Here is a 19,344-nt window from a genome sequence, read left to right on the forward strand (position 1 = left end):
CTTTAGGGATTTTTTCATCTGCAATTATTTAACAGATATGTAATTCATCTATTATCGTAACATGGTTTAAGTTTTATTTTTAAATTGTGCTTTTACTAATGGTATAGAAAGATAGAGACCGGTGAGCGTGAGGATTATAATCCCAATTGCTAAAACATTGACGATCCAGCGAAAGTTTTGGCTATTGATAATTCCCTGGTGTAGTTGCTTTATAAAGACTAGAGAGCTTACATCACCGGATATTTGTTTGGCATGTTCTTCTGCTTTTCTTGAATCTTCCGCTGTGAAGTTTTGATTCATATTGGCGGGGATTTTTCTTTCTTCAGTCGAAATGTGAGAATGCTGTACATGAGCTGTCTTTCCCGCTCCAATAAGAGTCGGTTCGGAAAGAATCAAACCAGTTACCGCCTCTGTTAACAAAAAAAGAGTCAGAGCTAGCCCCAGCCATAAATGCAAATTACGTACAACTTGAAAATATTTCATCTTAACCAATCCTTCCTTTCGCAGTGCACAAAATTCATTCTTTTGTTTTCAAGATAATTGCTCCTTACTTAGAAATCGCATCACGGTGAGGGGTAATCACCAGTGCCGGCTGAGTAATATCTGCACTCGGCATGCCATTGGTCTGGTTAAGTGCTCCATATTTTTGCCGCAGCACATCGAGTGTTCCATAGTCCAATACCCGCAACGGGCAGGAAGACACGCACGCTGGTGCTTTACCTTCACTTAGCAAATCACGGCAAAAGTCACATTTACCTACTTTTTGGGTAGCTGGATTATACTGCGGCGCATCATAAGGACAATAGTTAACACACTGTTGGCAGCCAATGCATCTATCTTGCTCAATATAGACGATCCCATCTTCTGACCGTTTCTGCAGCGCTGCCGTTGGGCAATGCTCCACACATACTGGATTCACACAATGGTTGCAGCTAATCGATAACCAAAAAGCATATATATTAGGAATAACAGCAGCACCTTTTCTTTCATAAGTGCCACCTTCGAATTCATTCACTTTTCGAAATAATTGTCCCACTGCCAAATCATTCTTATCTTTGCAGGCAATCTGACAAGTTTTGCAGCCTACACAATGTTTCTGTTCAAAATAAAATGCCAGCTGTTTCCCCATATCGTATCAGGCTCCTTTCTTCATGCCTTTGTAATTTGCACTAAATTTGTATGTGTTGGATTGCCAAAAGCTAATGGTGTAGGGTGATATTTAGTCAATGTATTGATACTACCCCGTCGATCTACGCCTTCGGCATCTGGAGTCCACCATGCGCCTTGCGGCACAGATGCTACTCCGGGCATGATGCGAGAGGTAAGCTTAACTGGCAATACAATAACGCCCCGGTCATTATAAACTTTTACCAGATCACCGTTTTTCAGATCCCGTTCAGTTGCGTCTAATGTATTTACCCATACTTCCTGCTTCCCGACTTCCTCCATCCAGCCCACATTATCAAATGTGGAATGCACCCTTCGTTTATAATGGTGTCCAATACATTGAAGTGGATAGGTCTCCTTGATCGGGTCTTCAGGTCCTTCCCAAGCGGCAACATATTTAGGGACAGCAGGAATTTCACGAAGATTTTTCATATTCCACAAACGGGGTGAAAAAATTTCAATTTTTCCTGAAGGTGTAGGAAACAAGTTATTTTTTGGATCTTCAATTTGCTTTTGAAAAGCAATGGCTGGCTCTTTGTGCTCCCAGCGATATACTCCCTTTGCTTTAAATTCTTCATAAGTTGGAAACCCAGGATTCTTTTTGGCTGTTTCCTCTACAAGATAACGCATCCATTGTTCCAATGTCCGGCCTTCTGTGAACTTCTCCTTAATATTCAGCCTAGAAGCAAGATCACTAATCCAATCATACCCATTACGGCATTCAAACACAGTATCAACTGCCTTATTCATATACAATACATAATCACCATAGCCCCAAGGTGTAACGATATCATCACGTTCCATCATATTATCAGCTGGCAAAAGAATATCAGCGAACTTTGCGCTGGGTGTAAGGAAATGCTCACTCACTACAAGAAGTTCTACCAGACTTTCGTCTGCCAATATTTTAGCAGTTCCATTATTATCAGCATGTTGTGTTACCAAACAATTTCCACCCAAATTAAATATCATTTTTATATTGGAGTTTAATTGTGCTACACCTTTCACACTCAGCTCAGGTCCCATCCCCTTACCACGCGTAATTGCATCAGGCCAGCTGAATACCGAAATTTGCGCTTTACTTAAATTTGTAGAAGGAATGGATGCCACAAAATTTCCACGTGCTTGATATCCATTACCCGATGCCCAGCCACCCTTTACACCAACATTACCAGTCACTGCCGCCAACACTGTTCCGCTGCGCACCACTTGCTCACCGTAGGCGTGCCGTTGTGGTCCATACCCTTCAATCAGCGCTCCCGGACGATTTGTGGCATATTCTCGCGCCAACTGGATAATGGTTTCCTGAGGTATGCCAGTAATGACCTCTGCCCAGGCAGGCGTCTTCGGTATATGATCTTCACTGTCGCCTAGTACATAACTTTTATATGAGTTTCCAGCTGGGACACCAGGTGGCATATGTTCTTCATCAAAGCCAAGGGAGTATGTATCCAAGAATTGTTGATCATGGAGATTTTCCATAATCATGACATAAGCCATGGCATCAAGTAAGGCACTGTCAGTTGTCGGGCGGATTGGAATCCACTGATCGGCTAAGCTAATTGCCGTATTCGAATAAATCGGATCAATACTTATAATTTTTGCTCCTGCTGCTTTTGCTTTTTTTAAATAATAGGACGTATTAGTCCCATGAATGGTTTCAGCAGGATTCCACCCCAATAAAATAATGATTTTGGAATTCACCCAATCTTCTCGATTGTTTCCGGTATTGGCAGTGCCATAAGTATATGGCGTAGCCATCTGGGTGCAGGCAGTGCTATAGCTTCCATAGTAGGATAGATACCCACTATACATTCCCATAAGCCGCCCCATCCAAACTCGTTCAGATACTTTCCCAGCATTTCCTGTGGCATATTGTAAATAGATTGCATCCGGACCATATTGCGGTACGATTCGCTTTATATGATTAGCAATGGTATCCAGGGCTTCATCCCAAGTAATACGTTCGAATTTACCTTCGCCTCGTGCTCCAGCCCGTTTCATTGGATATTTAAGGCGATCGGGATGATACAGCCGCTCCCGATAAGAACGGCAGCGCAAGCAGCCGCGCAACTGAGGTTTTTCTGGTGTATCAGCAATATCATCCTCTGTAGAAATGCGAACAATTCGCCCATCTCGAACATGTACCTGAATTAAGCATCGACCCCCGCAATTGTGACTGCCTGAGGTACGCACAATTTTTTCAGATATTACTTCTTCGCCAGTAACTGCTGTCAGGGTGAATCCATCTTTCCAAAATAAGTAACTCCCTGTTGCCAATCCGGCTACTGCTGCCCCTAATGTTAAAAATTTTCGTCGCGTGATAGGGTGCTTCCATAGTACTTCTGGGTTTGACATCCTCTTCATCCCTCTCATACATTTAAATCTATGGTTAAATAAAAATAAAAAGCTAAAGACATTTACGTCTCCAGCTTTTCTTCCGGTCAACCTACTGCAATATCGTAGTATCATTTAATTGAAATCATCATAGCAAAGTGTAAGCGAATTGTCAATATATATCTATTTTACCAATATCTTTAAAATACTTTCTGTTTCAACAGCATCCTCTTTAAGCCATTGAGTTGTTAGAAAAGCCAGACCGCGAAAAAATTCTGACTCGGCGGCTTTTTCTATATCATTACATAAGGCAGGAACCCATTCCAATAAATGCTCGTTTAAAAAACGAGTTTGTCCGGAAATATAAAGAATACGATCTTCCACGCTTATATGAGGGTCTGCAGCTTGTTTACAGAGCCAAGCCATAAATTCCAATTCTAAGCTAATATGATCATCAGGCTCATTATGATGTTTATTACTTTTTAAGCCAAAGGAACGGTAAATCTCTCGTACAGCTACTGTTTGTTCGCCAAACACCAGTCTCTCTTTAGAACGATATACCGACTCCCAGGGCGGCGCTTCCAAGTGACCAGGACCGACAAATAATCGGTCAAAATCAGCTTGTAACCCTTCCAGATAGCCAGCAAGATTGCTACTATTACTATCTAATTCATCCTGCATCCCTTTGAGGGCTGTATATAGATCGAATTGCTCCTGCTCTTCAATTCGTGCATACTCTTCACACCAACTAGCCAGTATTTGGTTTTGAGATAACGTTTTCAGCAAATCACTGGTAGGTGTGGCCTGGTATAGGCTGGTTAGCAAATAATAAGTTATTTGACGCTCTTGCAGCCATTGGATTAATAACTCTTTATTCATTACGATCCTCCAAACTTTATAATATTTCTACACTAACAAAAAAGGCTAAGATTATCGTAAAGATAATCTTAGCCTTCAGTCTATTCTGACCAGCCATTTAGCAAATTTAAATTCATGTCAAAAAATTAATTTTATATAAGAAATGAAAGGGGCACCGAATACGAAAGATAAAATACACATTATCATAACAGTAGCATAGACTCCTAATCTAGTCAATCGCTACACTCTTTTTTTCCGCAAACGCATTATTTTAAATTCAATGAACCAAACTGCTCGTTGTAATCCAAAAAAACAATATCGGATACACCAGCACTAAAAAGACTGCTGTAGTTAATACAAAGGCTGCACCAGAGACATGTAAATTCAGACCATACAGCCTGGCGGTCACAATGGCATTTATTCCTGTAGGTACACTGGCTAAAATCAAAATCGTACCAAGCAAAGCTTGATCATTAAAAACCTCCCGAGCTAACAGGTATCCGATTATCGGCGTAATTACAAGCTTTATCGGTACCAGATCAAAAGTAGAGCTATAATACTCTTTCATTCCTGAAAAGTTAATACTATATCCTGCTGGAATCAAAGCCGTCCAGGCTGCAATATGTACCAAAGGGTCGAATACTGCACCAAAAAAGACAGGACGCGGCACGCCACTTACGCAGAGGATTATGCCAATGATGAGTCCTACAACCGGTAACTGATTCCGATTCAAAAACATAGAAGCAAACGTAATTTTTTGTTTTTCTATTGCAGAGCAGCTTTGCTGCTGATAATACTGTGCCATAGGAAAACAAAATAAAAACAATACTAAATTTTGCGCTAAGCCAACGATCTGCGTGTAGGCAAAAGCCGCTTCTCCAAATATAATATAGGCACAAAGCCCGCCCAGGGTTCCAGAATTGGATAAAATCGCCGACGCTAAGTAGCTTCCTTTCTCCAGACAATTCGTATACTTGTTTTTTGATGCAAAATAGGCAGCAGTTCCAGGAATGATACTCAGCAGGATTCCAAAAAAGGGCAGCCACATTAACTCCCATCTCAAAGGTAAAGCCCAGAAACTAAGAATGGATAAAGCCGTAGAGATTACTAGAATATTAACTACGATCAATTTATCACAATTTTTCTCGCTCAAGTATTGCCTGCGTCGAAAAAAGTACCCCAGCATGAGGGGAAGTAAAAGATCCATAAAAACATATACCAATTTTAACTTTATATCCATGATCGAACCTCTTTTTTATCACTTATACACCATTTATGTTCTATTCTGCTATAAATTGTATTTTCCTTCCACTGATTTTTCATGTCATAAAATATTGACGCATCCTTTTGTCATTGCGAGCACAGCGAAGCAATGACAAATAGCTGGTGATTTAACTTTGATCACTACAAAAAATTGAATGCCCTTGATTCACATTCAATTTGATTATGATAACCCATTTCTGACATTTTCCATAATGGGCTGATATATATCGAGTTCACAATAATTATCTTTTGATATTGCGGTATCGATGTATTCAAAGCGAAAGGTATCGGCGAATTTAAAGCCGGACTTAAAAATCCATTTGGAATACATATGGACTAGCAATCGACCGACTTGCCTGCCATTAATATCATTGGGATGAAAAAATCCAACAAAACGAAAGGCTACATATTTATGGGCCGGTATTGTAATTCCCTTCATGCCTTCCGGTATATGGGATAAATCATGTACTTGAAGAGAGGGAATATAATAAATATATCCCTCATCATTCCTGCTCCAATCTGTATAGCCAAAATATACTTGCGGATTAACCGGATTTACAATTTTATGCTTATAGTTATAATAAAAATCATTCCCATAGCTATTGGCAGTCTTATCTCCAGATTTACTTACGATCTTATGTTGATTGCCAACCAAATAAATCTTTGGTTTATAAATGAAAAAGGGTTTGTAGATAATCGAATTATTAACGGACAAAATATCATGTATATTTAATTTTTCCTTAATGATGAGTGACAGATTATCCACACGTACTTTTAAGGGGGTATGCCCAAACTTTTTACGAAAAGCTCTGATATAAGACTGTTCATAATCAAAACCATACTCTAAAGCAATATCAATCATTCTCATATTGGTATGAAGAAGTTCGTTAACACTTGCTGAAAGTTTTCGCGATTGAACATATTCCATTAAGGATTCACCCGTTAAGGATTTAAACATTCTATGCAAATGATATTTTGAGATCCCTGCATGCTGGACAATATCATCTAAGGTGATCTTCTCATTCAGATTATTTTCAATATAATTTACACATGCAGCTACTGTCTCTTTCATATCAATCATCTGTTTGAACAGCCCCCAAACGTTAAAAAGCCTTTAATACCAGTGTTGCATTGTGCCCGCCAAAGCCAAAAGAATTTGTCAAAGCATAGGATAAAACTGCTTTTCTTCCTTCGTTTGGAACATAGTCAAGATCACATCCCTGATCGGGCGTTTTGTAATTAATCGTTGGCGGTAAAAATCCCTCTTTTAGGGCAGATGCCGTAATAATGGCTTCAATAGCTCCCGCCGCTCCTAATAAGTGACCCGTCATGGATTTTGTTGAACTTACTGCAAGCTCATATGCATGCTTTCCAAAAACAGTTTTTATAGCACTTGTTTCATTTTTATCCCCTAACGGCGTGGATGTGCCATGGGCATTGATATAACCAATATCCTGAGGCTGCACATTTGCATCCTCAATTGCCAGCTTCATGCATTCCGCCGCCCCTTCTCCACCTTCAGCAGGTGCAGTAATATGATATGCATCATTAGTGCAGCCATAGCCTACGATTTCTGCAATAATGGTTGCGCCTCGCTCTAAAGCATGATTTAGTTCTTCGACAACCAGGATGCCTGCACCTTCTCCCAGTACAAATCCGTCACGTTCTAAATCAAAAGGTCTAGAAGCAGAGGCGGCATCCTGATTCGTAGTCATTGCTTTCATGGCGCAAAAACCAGCCATTGCTAATCTTGTAATGGATGCTTCCGTACCACCTGCAATCATCACATCAGCAGCATTTCTTTGAATGATTTTATAAGCGTCACCAATTGCATTGGTAGAAGAGGCACAGGCTGAAACAGTACATTCTGCAAATCCCTTAAGACCGTATCGAATCGCAACCAACCCCGCAGCCATATTGGGCAGCATCATCGGTACCAAAAAAGGGCTGATTCTGCCGGTCCCTTTTTCTAAAAGCAAACTATGCTGACTTTCAATGGTTTCGATACCACCAATCCCCGTTCCAATCATAACACCAATCCGTTTTTTGTTTTCTTTAGCAAAGTCAATCTTTGCTTCTTCAACTGCCATTTGCGTGGCAGCTATGGCATATTGTGTGAATCGGTCCATCCGTTTTACTTCTTTCCTGTCTAGAAACGGATTGGGGTCAAAGTCCCTTATCTCAGCCCCAACTTGCGTAGGTAAATCAGAGACGTCAATTCTCTCAATTCTGCTAATGCCGGATTTCCCTTGTTTAATGGACTGCCAGAGAGCATCCGCGCCACATCCTAACGAAGATACGGCTCCCATCCCTGTAATTACTACACGTCTATTCATTGTATATCCTCCTATGCTCACTTTATACGTTTTTTCGTGTCACAAGACAACATTTGATCAGATATTTTTGTATTATACCTTACTAACTGTAACATATGTATTTTTAAATAATGAACAATTCTTGCTACTATCCATAGTCATGATCAAGCAGGATTCTAAGTATAAATTCGAGAAGACAAGGTAATAGATACATCTAAAATCAAAATTGAAAATAGGAGAATACAAAATATGGCTACAATTAATGATTTTATGGAACTAGACATTCGAGTCGGGGAAATTATTCAGGTAGAGATCTTTGAAAAAGCCAGAAAGCCAGCTTATCAGTTATGGGTTGATTTTGGTGATGAAATCGGCACCAAAAAGTCCAGTGCTCAAATTACACAATGTTATACCAAAGAGGAACTGATGGGCAAACAAGTCCTAGGAGTGGTCAATTTTCCGCCAAGAAAGATTGCTGATTTCACATCAGAAGTTCTGGTCTTAGGAGTATACGCACAGCAAGGAGTCATTTTAATCCAACCAGAGCAATTGGTCAAGAAGGGTGATAAGTTAGGATAGTATATATTCTATTATTCAAAAAGACTTACTAACAAGATAAGTCTTTTTTTATTTTTTATAACGCTTTAATCGCTCAGTCAGAGTTCCTGTATGCAATTCAAACAGGTGATTATCATAATCATAAAAATATAAAGATCGTCCTTCTCCTTCCATTACGAAGATCTCCTTTGTCAGAGATAAAATGACTATATAGTCATTTTTTTCTCTTTGTCATACTTTTGTCATACTTCCATGTTATTCTAAATCCATCAACTGATCGGCACAGCATCGGTTCACTGAGAAATCATATTACATCCTTTACCCAATAATCCGATGCAAAGCCGATCGTTTACATATATCAAATCAATGTTAGTCTTTTTTATAAAAGAGACACTACTTACGAATTTTTAGGGGGATTACTCATGAAAAAGAAAATATTCACTCTTATGGCAGGTACTATGTTGGCTACCAGCATTGGATATGCTGCACCGCTTACGGATCTTGCTCCAGGAGAAACCACAATTGGGTATAATCATTATAATTTGGATCAAAATGGACACGGTATAGACGATGACAGCGTATATATAGAACATGCTCTTTCAGATAAATTTACTGCAGGGATCGAAAGAAATGGTTATTCATCATACTATGGCGGCTCCCACACTACCGATGTATATGTTCACTATAAATTAGACAATAACGTACGCCTGATTGCCGGTGATAGAAATTATAGTGGAGAATCGGATAAATTCTTCTATGGTGTCGGCGTGAGTGCAAATTTAGCTCCTAGATTAGATGGCTATGCATCTGTAATCACAAGCAGTGCAGAGACTGGATGGCAAACAGGATTAAACTATGCGATGGATGGTAAAACCTCTCTTAATCTTGGATATAAATCCGATAAACACGACCATTCGTCAACGCGAGATGGTGTAGGCTTTGGTATTAACCACAAATTTTAAGACAGTATACGATCAGACTGACAACACTCCTGTTGCCAGTCTAATCTTTTTATATAGACTTTTGTCATCCCTAGTCCTCCTTATTTTCTTTTACACCATAGTTTCTGGAATTTCATGATAATTCCTGCTTTCTGGCTATGTTTTTATCGGATAACACTTCTTCTAATTTGCATAGCCCCGCTCAATCTTGACGATAATAAGAAAAAGCATTATACTTAGGTTTATCAAAGGGGAGTAATTAATATAGGTGCTGTCAACATAATGGTGTAACAACCTGGTAGTACCCGCTATTTGCGTAATGAGACTTTTGGTGCTTTTTAAGAGCACCAGAAGTCTTTTTTTATTTGCCCTTACATATCAAAATTGGAGGTAGTTATATGCTGAGTCTTTATGTAACATTATTAGTAGCTATTATCGTGATCTATTACAGCTGTGAATTGTTTGTCAATGCCATTGAATGGGTTGGCAGGAAATTTAACGTTGCACAATGCGCCGTAGGAACTATTTTGGCAGCCTTTGGGACTGCTTTGCCGGAAAGTGTTGTAACCCTGATGGCAGTCGCCTTTAATTCCAGTGCTGAGCAAAAAGATATTGGTATTGGAGCCGCTTTGGGTGGTCCTCTTGTACTTGGTACCATTTCTTATGCGGTGGTGGGACTCTGTATTATCTTTTTCCGCAAGAAGCGGGATTTAGGAGTCGAGATTGATATTGACAGCAAAAAATTGAGTCGAGACCAGCTATGGTTTGTATCCATCTTTATCTTTAAAGTATTAATGGGTCTTTTCATCTTTAGTCTCAAGCCCTTGGCAGGCATCTTATTTTTAGCAGCCTATGCATTTTATTTTTACAAAGAGATGGGAGCAGAGTGTGTTCTTTCAGAAGAGGTCATGGAGCCATTGACCTTTCAGCCCAAAAAGAAAGATCCAACTGTATTTTGGGTATTATCCCAGACCTTTATTTCATTAATGCTTATTTTTATCAGTTCTCATCTTTTTGTTAAAAATTTAGAAGCTCTTAGTGTCTCTTGGAATATGTCCCCATTAATTGTTTCTCTATTGATCAGTCCGATTGCTACGGAATTGCCTGAAATATTAAATGCGGTAATATGGGTAAAGCAAGGAAAAGAAACTCTTGCCTTAGGTAATATTAGTGGCGCAATGATGATACAGGCGACCATTCCAACTGCCTTAGGATTATTTTTTACTCCTTGGTTATTTGATTTTCATCTTATCTGGGCGGGCTGTATGACGCTGCTCTCTATTTTTTACTTATTACTAACTTTAAAACAGGACAAACTATCACCCCAGCGTTTAGTATACGCAGGCGGTTTTTATATCCTATTTTCCTGTATTTTCTTTATAAAATAAGGTATGCTATTCATAATTCACCGACTCTTATCAAAAATTACATAGCAATTCCAAGTAAATGGCTTTATACTCTAAGTAGAATTTCAAAAAATCTTTTGACACACAACTTCTTCCTATCCTATAAAAACAAAAAGGGGTAATGGCAATTGCAAACTAAAACAATTCATGATTCCGCGGTGGATATATCCATGGTTATGCTTCCACATCAAGCAAATGTTGCTGGAAATGTTCATGGTGGAGAAATAATGAAATTGATGGACAATGCAGCTTACGTAGTTGCCCACAGGCATGCCCGTTCTAATGTCGTAACGGCACGAGTCGACGAACTAACCTTCCATCAACCCATATATGTAGGCAATTTAGTAAATTGTCATGCATATTTAACCTTTGTTGGTAAATCTTCTATGGAAGTTTCCGTAATCGTTGAGGTAGAAGATCTCTTTAAAGATTCTCCGCGCAAATGTGCCTTAACAGCGCTTTTTACCATGGTAGCTTTAAATGCCGGAGGCCATACCTGTGCGGTTCCTCTTCTTGAACTTACCACTGATGCGGAACGAGCCAGATTCGAAGAAGGTGCACAGCGTTATAAAGTAAATCGCGCCAAGGCAAAAACATGCCCTATACCAGAAAGACTGTAGCTGGAATATTACATAGTCATCCAATTAAACTAACGTTTTATAAACCTAGAATATAACTAAGAGGATAGCCGATTTTAATTAAAATCGGCTATCCTCTTTAATATCTAACCACTATGTCGAACCACTTATATATTCCATAACAACTTAGAATTGAGTACCAAAGCTAAAATGGCACTTTCCGCCTTCTTTCCCATATCCATAATCAACACGTATTGGTCCTACAGGTGTGTTTACTCGTATTCCTGCTCCGATACTATACTTCAAGTCATTTAAGTTGTAACTACCACTCCAGGCGTTACCAGCATCTGCAAAAACAACACCTTGTACCTTGTTTGCTATTGGATAGCGATATTCGGCTGTAGCGGTAAACATTTTATCGCCTTTGAATTCATTATCTTCATAACCACGCAGCGTATCGATACCACCTACAGAAAATTTGCTGGCATCAGGCAGGTCTCCCGAACTGGTACCGGCTGTTACTTGTAATGCAACAACTTGCTGACTACCAACTTTAAAGTATTTGCGTCCGTCAAGGATATATTTATTGAAATCAAATTCACCGCCAAGAGCTTTTCCCGCAAATTCACTTGTTAGGGAAATACGATGTCCTTCTGTGGGACTAAAAATATTGTCACGAGTATCGTATACTCTTGCAAAGGTCACGCTATGTACTTCACCAAAATTCTTCTTAAGATAGTCTGCATTATAATCAGCGTTGTAGTCTGTATCCCCCACAGAAGCTGAATAGTCTACATCTCCAGACTCATGCTCGATATAAAGATCTTTTCGTTTGGTAAGAGTAATATAATTCTTTACATACTCACCCTCAGGCCGTCCTAATGTAATGTTAAAGCCTCGGGATCTGCGATAATAGGTAGAGCGAAGCTTTGTATTGTCGCCATCCAGACCATAGTCACTCACTTCATTAACTGAATTAAATAGGTCCACACTTAATGATGTTTCTTTTTTATCGATATAAGGATTCGTAAAATTGAGATTCCAGCCTGTACCGGCGATACTGGAGTAACCATGCTGGAAGTTCACATTGACCTTATTGCCAGATCCGTTAAAATTAGTATCTCCTACCCCGATAGCCGCTGTCACTCCATCACTTTCACTGTATCCTCCGCCAATCGTAAAGGTTCCGGTTTTTTGTTCCTTAACGTCTACCTGAACTACAACTGCATTCGGCTCTCTGCCAGGATTTAATTTCATATTTACATCTTCAAAGAATCCAAGATTATTCAGTCTTTGTAAACTCCGCTTTGCATCCTTGGAATTAAAAACCTCTTGTTCTTTTACCTTTATTTCACGAGTAATAACATGCTTTTTTGTTTTCTCATTGCCTTTTATAATAATACCTTCAACCATACCTTCATTGATGAAAACCTTAAGTATTCCCTCTTGATCCATCGTGATATTACTCACCTTGGCTAATATATATCCTTGATCGTGATAATACTGCTCAATGGCTTGTACTTTTTCATCGATGATTTGGTTATCGCTAAGATTGCCAATCATTCCCTTGGATAGATTCTGCAGGGTTTCATTTGAAACTGCTTTATTTCCTACAAAATCAATACTTTTTATCATCATTTTCTCAGTAACAACATATACCACTTTAATACCTTCTGGCACTTCAATAAAATTAGCCTGTACATCATAAAAACTGCCAAGATCATAAATGGTTTTTATATCCTGCTGAATAACCTCGACATTGAATGTGTCTCCTGGTTTTAGTTTCACCACAGAAAGATCGTGTAATGTTTTATTATCACTAATACTTACATCAACAATTTGCTTGCCCGTAAAATCCGCAGCATAAACCAAAGCACCAGGCAGACCTGTTATAATGGATATCGCTGCTATTACTACATACCGACTATACCATCTTTTTTTCATTTATTTCTCCTCAATTACGTTTAGCCAAACCATTCATCACTTTACCACAGCCTATCCCTTAGCCCCGGTCCATGCCGCCAAGAACCATAAAGAGGACCCCATCCCCACCAAAAATCATCATTATTAAATATAATCCGATTTCTTCCCTCCTATATCTTTTCCACAAATCAAGCTTACCAAGAAAAGTAACTTCCTTATTTTTCATATTATAAAAGAAATTTGTTACTGTTTTGTTACAATCTATCGACAATTATATATTCATTCTATTTGAATATTCTTTTTTATTTTCGATTGTTACGGAAAAAAGGATGTACCCAAATGTACACCCTTTTTATCTGCATTTATTCTATTAAGCAATTTACTCTATTTCTTGTCACAAAGCAGCATGGTCTTTAAGCCAATGTAAAATAAGCTCACTCAGTTCTTTTTTCCATGTCGCTGAGCAGTAACAATGATCCGCATCTTTTATAATCTTTAAATCACTATGTCCTTCTGTCCGTTGCTCTAATCTTTTTTGATATTGATATGCATTGTCCAAGGGTGTCTCCAGATCTTCACTTCCATGAATCAATAATACATTCTTATGAAACTTATGAATTTCAGCTAAAGGCCGCAGTTCGGCTAACGACAAAAATAACGTTCTCCCTAGTTCAAAGCCTTCAAAATTAACACTGCTTTCTTCTAAGCATTTTTGATACCGCTCTTGTCCTATAATTTTTACAATATCGTCAAAGGGATTTGCCACAGGTGATAGCAAAATCAATTGCTGAATTCTTCCATCTGACGCTGCCACACTCGTAGCAATCGCTCCTCCCAGACTATGCCCTAGTAATGTAATATTGGTAAGATCAATCTCAGGGTACTCCTCTAATGAGTCAATGACTTTAACGGCTTCTTTTATTTGCTGAGTCGTTGTAATATCCTGGTATTCCCCTGAGCTTTCCCCACATCCACTGAAATCAAATCGTAAGACTGCATACCCAGCCAGGCAGAGGTTACGAGCCAATGTTACAAAAAGTCTATGCTGCCCAACTTTACTGCTGATAAAACCATGACAGATGACGATGACAGGTCTCTTTTCATCTTTATTGCAATCGGGTATATGCAGCACACCGCTTAATTGCTGAGAATCTGTATGAATACTAACTTGTTTTTCCATAAATTATCTCTTCTCCTTACAAAATCATCCCCTCTAAATTACCTAGTACCTCGACTAAATTATCTATAGTTCTAACGCAGATGAGGTAGTAGCGGGTCTTTTTTTATAATAAACTAATTTTGTATAATACGTAGTATATCTTGTTTTGTCCATAAGAGAAAAGGACTAAGAGCATATCTTGACGATATGTCTTAGCCTTTGGTGTTCCAATCAGCAATTCGTTGTATCTATATTTGGTATTCAATTTCTAAAGACTTGGTTGCAGTCAAATAGCGGATTTGCCTAAATTTCATAAAATCAAACCATTGATTGGCAAAAGCTGCCGTCCTGCTGACTTCCGATTGTTGCAATTTTTCAAGATCTGCTGCAAAGTTGTTAAAATCCTCTTGAGAATGAATCTTAATAAAAGCACCTTGTGAATCAATGAAAGGACTCTGATCATAGGTTAAATGCTTGAGTGAGATGATATCCTGCAATTTAGATTTTCTAATGATTGCCGTAAGACTTGTTCTTATATCTACTACATTGAAATCTGCTGGATATTCATAGGTTACACCCGTGGAAGGTATAACATCCCCTATGTTAAAAGAATGAGGCACACCTTCAATTTTCTTAATCCCGCCTTCCGTAAATACATAGTAATATTCATCAAAGCACTTAGCTACGATTTCATCATCTTGTTTTACGAATTTGCTGGCAGATTGTCTTTCTTGTGCTAAGCCAGTAACGATCCCGCCGCCACAGACATCATAACCATCCACGATGACAAATCTGCCTGTATTTTGATTGTTTCTAAATTCATCAAAACAGATTTCTCTTTTGGTCTTAATTGTTACTTCCGCTACATCATTGGTTTTTGCCTGATTGGCATTTTCCAGGTTTTCTAATGTAGTCGCATCAATTACTTTATTAATCGCATAAATTTCACACTCTACTTCTTGTGTGGCTAATTTGAGCTTGTATTCCTTATTTTTTACTAAATCATTTTTCCCCATCCAAAAGAGAGAAACTTTAAAGGTATCAGAAGTAATTGGTGCATCATAGGTATGAGAGATAAATTCACCCCGTTGGTTAAAAAACTCATCCTCAACAGTAATCCCCACAGACATTCCCGCAGAGATCTGATCTACTTTATCTTTTTCCACCCAATACTCTATACTTTTCACTTTTGTTACCTTATTACTGGGAGAGATTAAAATTTCATCTCCTGTTCGTAAGGTACCGGCTTCAATTCTTCCTGCAATAATTCTCCGGCTATCAAACTTATATACATCTTGTATGGGGAAACGCAAAGGTTTACCTTCCAGCCCCTTATCCTTTTCAAATAAATCAATGGCTTTTAAAACGGGCTCTCCCTTATACCATGGCATTTTATCCGATGAAGCCGTTATATTTTCTCCATGAAAAGCAGAAACGGGTATATATTTTAATGGATAGACATGGAGACTCGTTAAAAACTCATTCATTTCCTGCTTAATCGCATTAAACTTTTCTTCGGAATACTGTATTAGATCCATCTTATTCACTAATACATAGGCTTTTTGAATTCCTAAGAGTGATAAGATATAACCATGCCGTTTGGATTGTTCCTGAATGCCTTCATTCGCATCAATAATTAAGAGTGCAGCTTCGGCACTGGCAGCTCCGGATATCATATTCTTCAAAAATTCCTTATGACCAGGCGCATCAATGATCACATAGTCTCGTTTATCCGTACGGAATTGAAGCTGTGTCGTATCAATTGTAATACCTTGTTTTTGTTCCTCTTCAAAAGCGTCCAATAAATATGCGTATTCAAAAGGTTTTCCCTTTTCCTTTGCAATTCTCTTGACCCGATCGATAGCACCTTCTGGAAGGGATTTTGTATCATATAGCAAACGACCGATTACTGTAGATTTCCCATGGTCTACATGTCCGACAACAACAATATTTAATACTTCTCTAGCAATATCCATTGACTTTCCTCCTACACGATTCTCTCATTACTCCACAGGCCGATCTTACATGTATCCATCTTTACGGAGTTTTTGCATGGCATATGAATCTTCCTGATCTTGAGCCCTGCCTGCTCTTTCGCCCACTTTCGTATTTTTCAATTCTTCAATAATTTGAGCAACGGTAACCGCATTGGAATCAATCTGCCCTGTACATGGAGCACATCCCAGACTTCTGTATCGTTTGCCATTTTTAGCGAAATATAAATCTACTAATTCGATTTTTTCCCTTTCAATGTAAGCCCAAATGTCCATTTCATTCCAGTGAAGAATAGGATGTACTCTAATATGATTCCCTTTAGGAAAGTCGGTCTTAAATTGATCCCATAATTCGGGTGCCTGATTTGTATAGTCCCATTCTGAATCTTTGTTTCGTTCACTGAAGACTCGCTCTTTGGAACGTGATCCTTCTTCATCCCGGCGAATCCCTAAAATTAGACCTTCAAATTCATACTTGGTAACGACTTGCTGCAGACCATCTGTTTTCAGTGCCTTACAACAGACCAATCGACCTTTGTCGGGCCCCATGCCTGCATCTAAAGCCTCTTGATTGGTATGAACAATCAATTCGATATTGTATTCTTTCGCCATGCGGTCACGAAAAGCGATCATTTCAGGTATCTTATGAGTCGTATCCACATGAATAAAAGGAAACGGACAATGACCAAAGAACGCCTTCTTAGCCAGCCACAACATCACCGTTGAGTCCTTGCCGATTGACCATAACATTCCCAGCTTACCAAATTTTTTATAGGCTTCCCGCAATATAAAAATACTCTGAGCCTCGAGTCTATCTAAATGATCCATACTTTTCCTCCTAATAGGCATTAGCCTGTCTCTTATCAATGGTGAGTATCTGCTTTCTGCCATCTGGTGCAACGATGATCCAATGTAAGAGTTGACCTTCTTGCTTTGTGTACAGATAACTCCCCTTGCCGCCCATATCCGCTCCCAGATAATACTGGATTGCATTAAAGTTGCATTCCTTGACACAGGAAGTACAGCCCCAACATTCTTTAGGATATTTGATCTGGGTTTTTCCTGCAGGATCTTCTGCTAACAAACTACCAGGACAAACCTCCCGACATTTTCCACAGCCGGTGCATTTATGACGATCAATCTTTATGCTCATAGATGTCATCCTTCTTTACTAAATCTCGCAGTATGATTTTAACTTCGCCTTCAGAAAAACGTGAATTTACATATTTCAGCCAATTGGCATCATCTCGCTCAGGATAATCAGCATTTTCTTGAAACGTATGCCATCGCGTCTCTTTTCTTGCGCCTAAATGCTGAATTAATGTATCACAAACATACAATCGGTCAATTACTTCGTAAATCAGCATCAGTTCGTGTAAATCATGGGCTTTAAGCTTATAACTAAGCTGCAATAAGTCTTTAATCTGTCTTTTTGCAACTTGCAGTTTACTAAGGTTAAAAACATAGCCGGAAGAAATGCCGCCTGCATATTGATCCATAACTTTTTGCATAGCCTCTTCGATTTGTTCCACAGTATAAAGACCTTGTTCGTTTGTAAAAAAAGCATTAACAGCTCTTGCTTTTCTTTCAACATCCTGTAATTCGGGTGAAGTGATTGCTTTACCTTGTATATAAGCTACAGCAGCAACGGCTGCAATTTCACCTTCGGCAAAACATCCTGTTACATATTTTTGAGGACTGCCTCCAGCCACGTCGCCCGCAGCATAAAGCCCCTGAATCGTTGTGGCCCTGTTCGTATCTATCCAATACCCACTTGCTGTATGACCGCCAACAATATAAGGTTCCGTTCCTTCAATTTCAACATTCTCATTAGCAGGTCCCTTGCCATTTTCCAGCCATGACAAGGTCTGGGCTGGAGCCATATTTAAATAGGCTTTATATAGGTCCTGTTCTTGTTCTTGACTAATCCCTGCTGTTTGCAAATAACAAGGACCTTTGCCTTTTTGGTTTTCCATTACGGTAGAGTACATCCGAATTGAAGTCTTTGGAATACCGTAGTTCTTCTCGTATTCTTCTCCCTTACTATTCGTCTGCTGTGCTCCAATTCCTTGAGCAATGGTTCCAGTTGGAGCAATGGTATCTTTACAGCGAAGTGCAATAAACCGCATTTCAAACGTTGTCATTTCAGCGCCAGCTCGAATGCCCATGGCATATCCAGCCCCTGTATTAAAGGGAGAGTACCACATTTTGTGTTTAGAAAATCCAGGATTATTGGGCTTATAAAGCCCTGCAGCCCCTCCCGTAGTACAGACAACAGCTTTTGCCGAAATTACATATAAAACAGCGGTATCAAGAGAAAATCCATATGCTCCTATAATTTTTCCATCCTGCAGGATATAGTCAATGATATTCATACGATTGATTACAGTAACGTTAGGAAGCTTACTCACCGCATCCGCCAGAATGGGTTTTATATTTTCACCATTTATTTTGATATTGCGATTGCCGCGGGAAACATACTCTCCAGCTTCATCCTTTAAAATAACAAGGCCCAAATCCTCAACCTTTTTTGTCACCTGATTCAATTTTTGGGCAATCGTATAAACAAGATCTTCCCTTACCACGCCTTCTGCATCATTTTTGGCATACGTAAGATAGTTCTCAGGAGTCTGCCCCTTTACAATGTAGGCATTTAGTGCATTGACCCCTGCTGCTAAGCAGCCGCTGCGTTTTATATTTGCTTTTTCTGCAATCATTACTTTCGCATCGGAATTCTCAGCTATGGTGATTGCAGCAAAACAGCCTGCTGTTCCGCCCCCAACGATTAGAATATCAGTCTCAAGATTCTTAGTTTTCAAATTCATCGATATGCTACCTACCTTCT

General features: G+C 39.1%; 18 protein-coding genes and 1 pseudogene. 4 read left to right on the forward strand and 15 right to left on the reverse strand.

Annotated features, from left to right (window positions below):
* Positions 1-66: 66 nt before the first annotated feature.
* The 7 genes from FR7_RS16490 to fabF form a co-directional block, all read right to left on the reverse strand.
* Positions 67-483, reverse strand: a complete 417-nt coding sequence (locus FR7_RS16490; RefSeq protein WP_007933441.1) for a PepSY domain-containing protein — start codon at positions 481-483, stop codon at positions 67-69.
* A 64-nt stretch (positions 484-547) separates the two neighbouring features.
* Positions 548-1,129 carry a DMSO/selenate family reductase complex B subunit gene (locus tag FR7_RS16495; protein ID WP_007933442.1) on the reverse strand — a complete coding sequence of 194 codons (582 nt, stop codon included), beginning with the start codon at positions 1,127-1,129 and terminating at the stop codon, positions 548-550.
* A gap of 20 nt (positions 1,130-1,149) precedes the next feature.
* Entirely contained in the window at positions 1,150-3,525 is a 2,376-nt protein-coding gene (locus FR7_RS16500; RefSeq protein WP_007933443.1) for a DMSO/selenate family reductase complex A subunit, read from the reverse strand.
* Positions 3,526-3,687: 162 nt separating this feature from the next.
* Positions 3,688-4,383: a TorD/DmsD family molecular chaperone gene (locus FR7_RS16505; RefSeq protein ID WP_007933444.1), complete on the reverse strand. Its 696-nt coding sequence runs from the start codon at positions 4,381-4,383 to the stop codon at positions 3,688-3,690.
* A 256-nt stretch (positions 4,384-4,639) separates the two neighbouring features.
* The gene (locus FR7_RS16510) at positions 4,640-5,602 is read right to left on the reverse strand and encodes an AEC family transporter (protein WP_007933445.1); all 963 of its coding nucleotides are present in this window, start codon (positions 5,600-5,602) and stop codon (positions 4,640-4,642) included.
* A gap of 204 nt (positions 5,603-5,806) precedes the next feature.
* Complete coding sequence (locus FR7_RS16515) at positions 5,807-6,706, reverse strand: helix-turn-helix domain-containing protein (protein WP_007933447.1); 900 nt, start codon at positions 6,704-6,706, stop codon at positions 5,807-5,809.
* Positions 6,707-6,728: 22 nt separating this feature from the next.
* Positions 6,729-7,961, reverse strand: a complete 1,233-nt coding sequence (gene fabF, locus FR7_RS16520; protein WP_007933449.1) for a beta-ketoacyl-ACP synthase II — start codon at positions 7,959-7,961, stop codon at positions 6,729-6,731.
* A gap of 228 nt (positions 7,962-8,189) precedes the next feature.
* On the opposite strand from fabF, the gene FR7_RS16525 reads away from it, so the two are divergent.
* On the forward strand, positions 8,190-8,519 hold the full coding sequence (locus tag FR7_RS16525; protein WP_007933452.1) for a tRNA-binding protein: 330 nt from the start codon (positions 8,190-8,192) through the stop codon (positions 8,517-8,519).
* 48 nt (positions 8,520-8,567) lie between these two features.
* Here the strand turns inward: FR7_RS16525 and FR7_RS23535 are convergent.
* A pseudogene (locus tag FR7_RS23535) lies at positions 8,568-8,666 on the reverse strand (FosX/FosE/FosI family fosfomycin resistance thiol transferase); the annotation flags it as partial.
* Positions 8,667-8,920: 254 nt separating this feature from the next.
* Between FR7_RS23535 and FR7_RS16530 the strand changes: the two are divergent.
* The 3 genes from FR7_RS16530 to FR7_RS16540 all read left to right on the forward strand — a co-directional run bounded on the left by FR7_RS16530 (position 8,921) and on the right by FR7_RS16540 (position 11,465).
* Positions 8,921-9,460, forward strand: a complete 540-nt coding sequence (locus FR7_RS16530) for a hypothetical protein (protein ID WP_007933456.1) — start codon at positions 8,921-8,923, stop codon at positions 9,458-9,460.
* A 377-nt stretch (positions 9,461-9,837) separates the two neighbouring features.
* Positions 9,838-10,827 (forward strand): sodium:calcium antiporter, encoded by a 990-nt coding sequence (locus FR7_RS16535; RefSeq protein ID WP_007933461.1) that lies wholly within the window; start codon positions 9,838-9,840, stop codon positions 10,825-10,827.
* A gap of 188 nt (positions 10,828-11,015) precedes the next feature.
* Entirely contained in the window at positions 11,016-11,465 is a 450-nt protein-coding gene (locus FR7_RS16540) for an acyl-CoA thioesterase (protein ID WP_007933463.1), read from the forward strand.
* A gap of 144 nt (positions 11,466-11,609) precedes the next feature.
* Here FR7_RS16540 and FR7_RS16545 read toward each other — a convergent pair whose 3' ends face one another.
* The 7 genes from FR7_RS16545 to FR7_RS16570 all read right to left on the reverse strand — a co-directional run bounded on the left by FR7_RS16545 (position 11,610) and on the right by FR7_RS16570 (position 19,324).
* Positions 11,610-13,367, reverse strand: coding sequence for a BamA/OMP85 family outer membrane protein (locus FR7_RS16545; RefSeq protein ID WP_007933465.1), 1,758 nt, complete (start codon positions 13,365-13,367; stop codon positions 11,610-11,612).
* A gap of 58 nt (positions 13,368-13,425) precedes the next feature.
* Entirely contained in the window at positions 13,426-13,572 is a 147-nt protein-coding gene (locus tag FR7_RS24255; RefSeq protein WP_157221797.1) for a hypothetical protein, read from the reverse strand.
* A 168-nt stretch (positions 13,573-13,740) separates the two neighbouring features.
* Positions 13,741-14,526, reverse strand: coding sequence for an alpha/beta hydrolase (locus FR7_RS16550; protein ID WP_007933467.1), 786 nt, complete (start codon positions 14,524-14,526; stop codon positions 13,741-13,743).
* Positions 14,527-14,753: 227 nt separating this feature from the next.
* On the reverse strand, positions 14,754-16,481 hold the full coding sequence (locus FR7_RS16555; protein WP_007933469.1) for a sulfate adenylyltransferase subunit 1: 1,728 nt from the start codon (positions 16,479-16,481) through the stop codon (positions 14,754-14,756).
* Positions 16,482-16,526: 45 nt separating this feature from the next.
* Positions 16,527-17,327 (reverse strand): sulfate adenylyltransferase subunit CysD, encoded by an 801-nt coding sequence (gene cysD / locus FR7_RS16560; RefSeq protein ID WP_007933471.1) that lies wholly within the window; start codon positions 17,325-17,327, stop codon positions 16,527-16,529.
* A 10-nt stretch (positions 17,328-17,337) separates the two neighbouring features.
* Entirely contained in the window at positions 17,338-17,652 is a 315-nt protein-coding gene (locus FR7_RS16565) for a 4Fe-4S dicluster domain-containing protein (RefSeq protein WP_007933473.1), read from the reverse strand.
* Positions 17,636-19,324 carry an adenylyl-sulfate reductase subunit alpha gene (locus FR7_RS16570; protein ID WP_007933475.1) on the reverse strand — a complete coding sequence of 563 codons (1,689 nt, stop codon included), beginning with the start codon at positions 19,322-19,324 and terminating at the stop codon, positions 17,636-17,638. The genes FR7_RS16565 and FR7_RS16570 overlap by 17 nt, the downstream gene beginning before the upstream one ends.
* Positions 19,325-19,344 lie beyond the last annotated feature (20 nt).

The organism is Pelosinus fermentans DSM 17108, assembly GCF_000271485.2.
In the GTDB taxonomy this organism is placed as follows: domain Bacteria; phylum Bacillota; class Negativicutes; order DSM-13327; family DSM-13327; genus Pelosinus; species Pelosinus fermentans.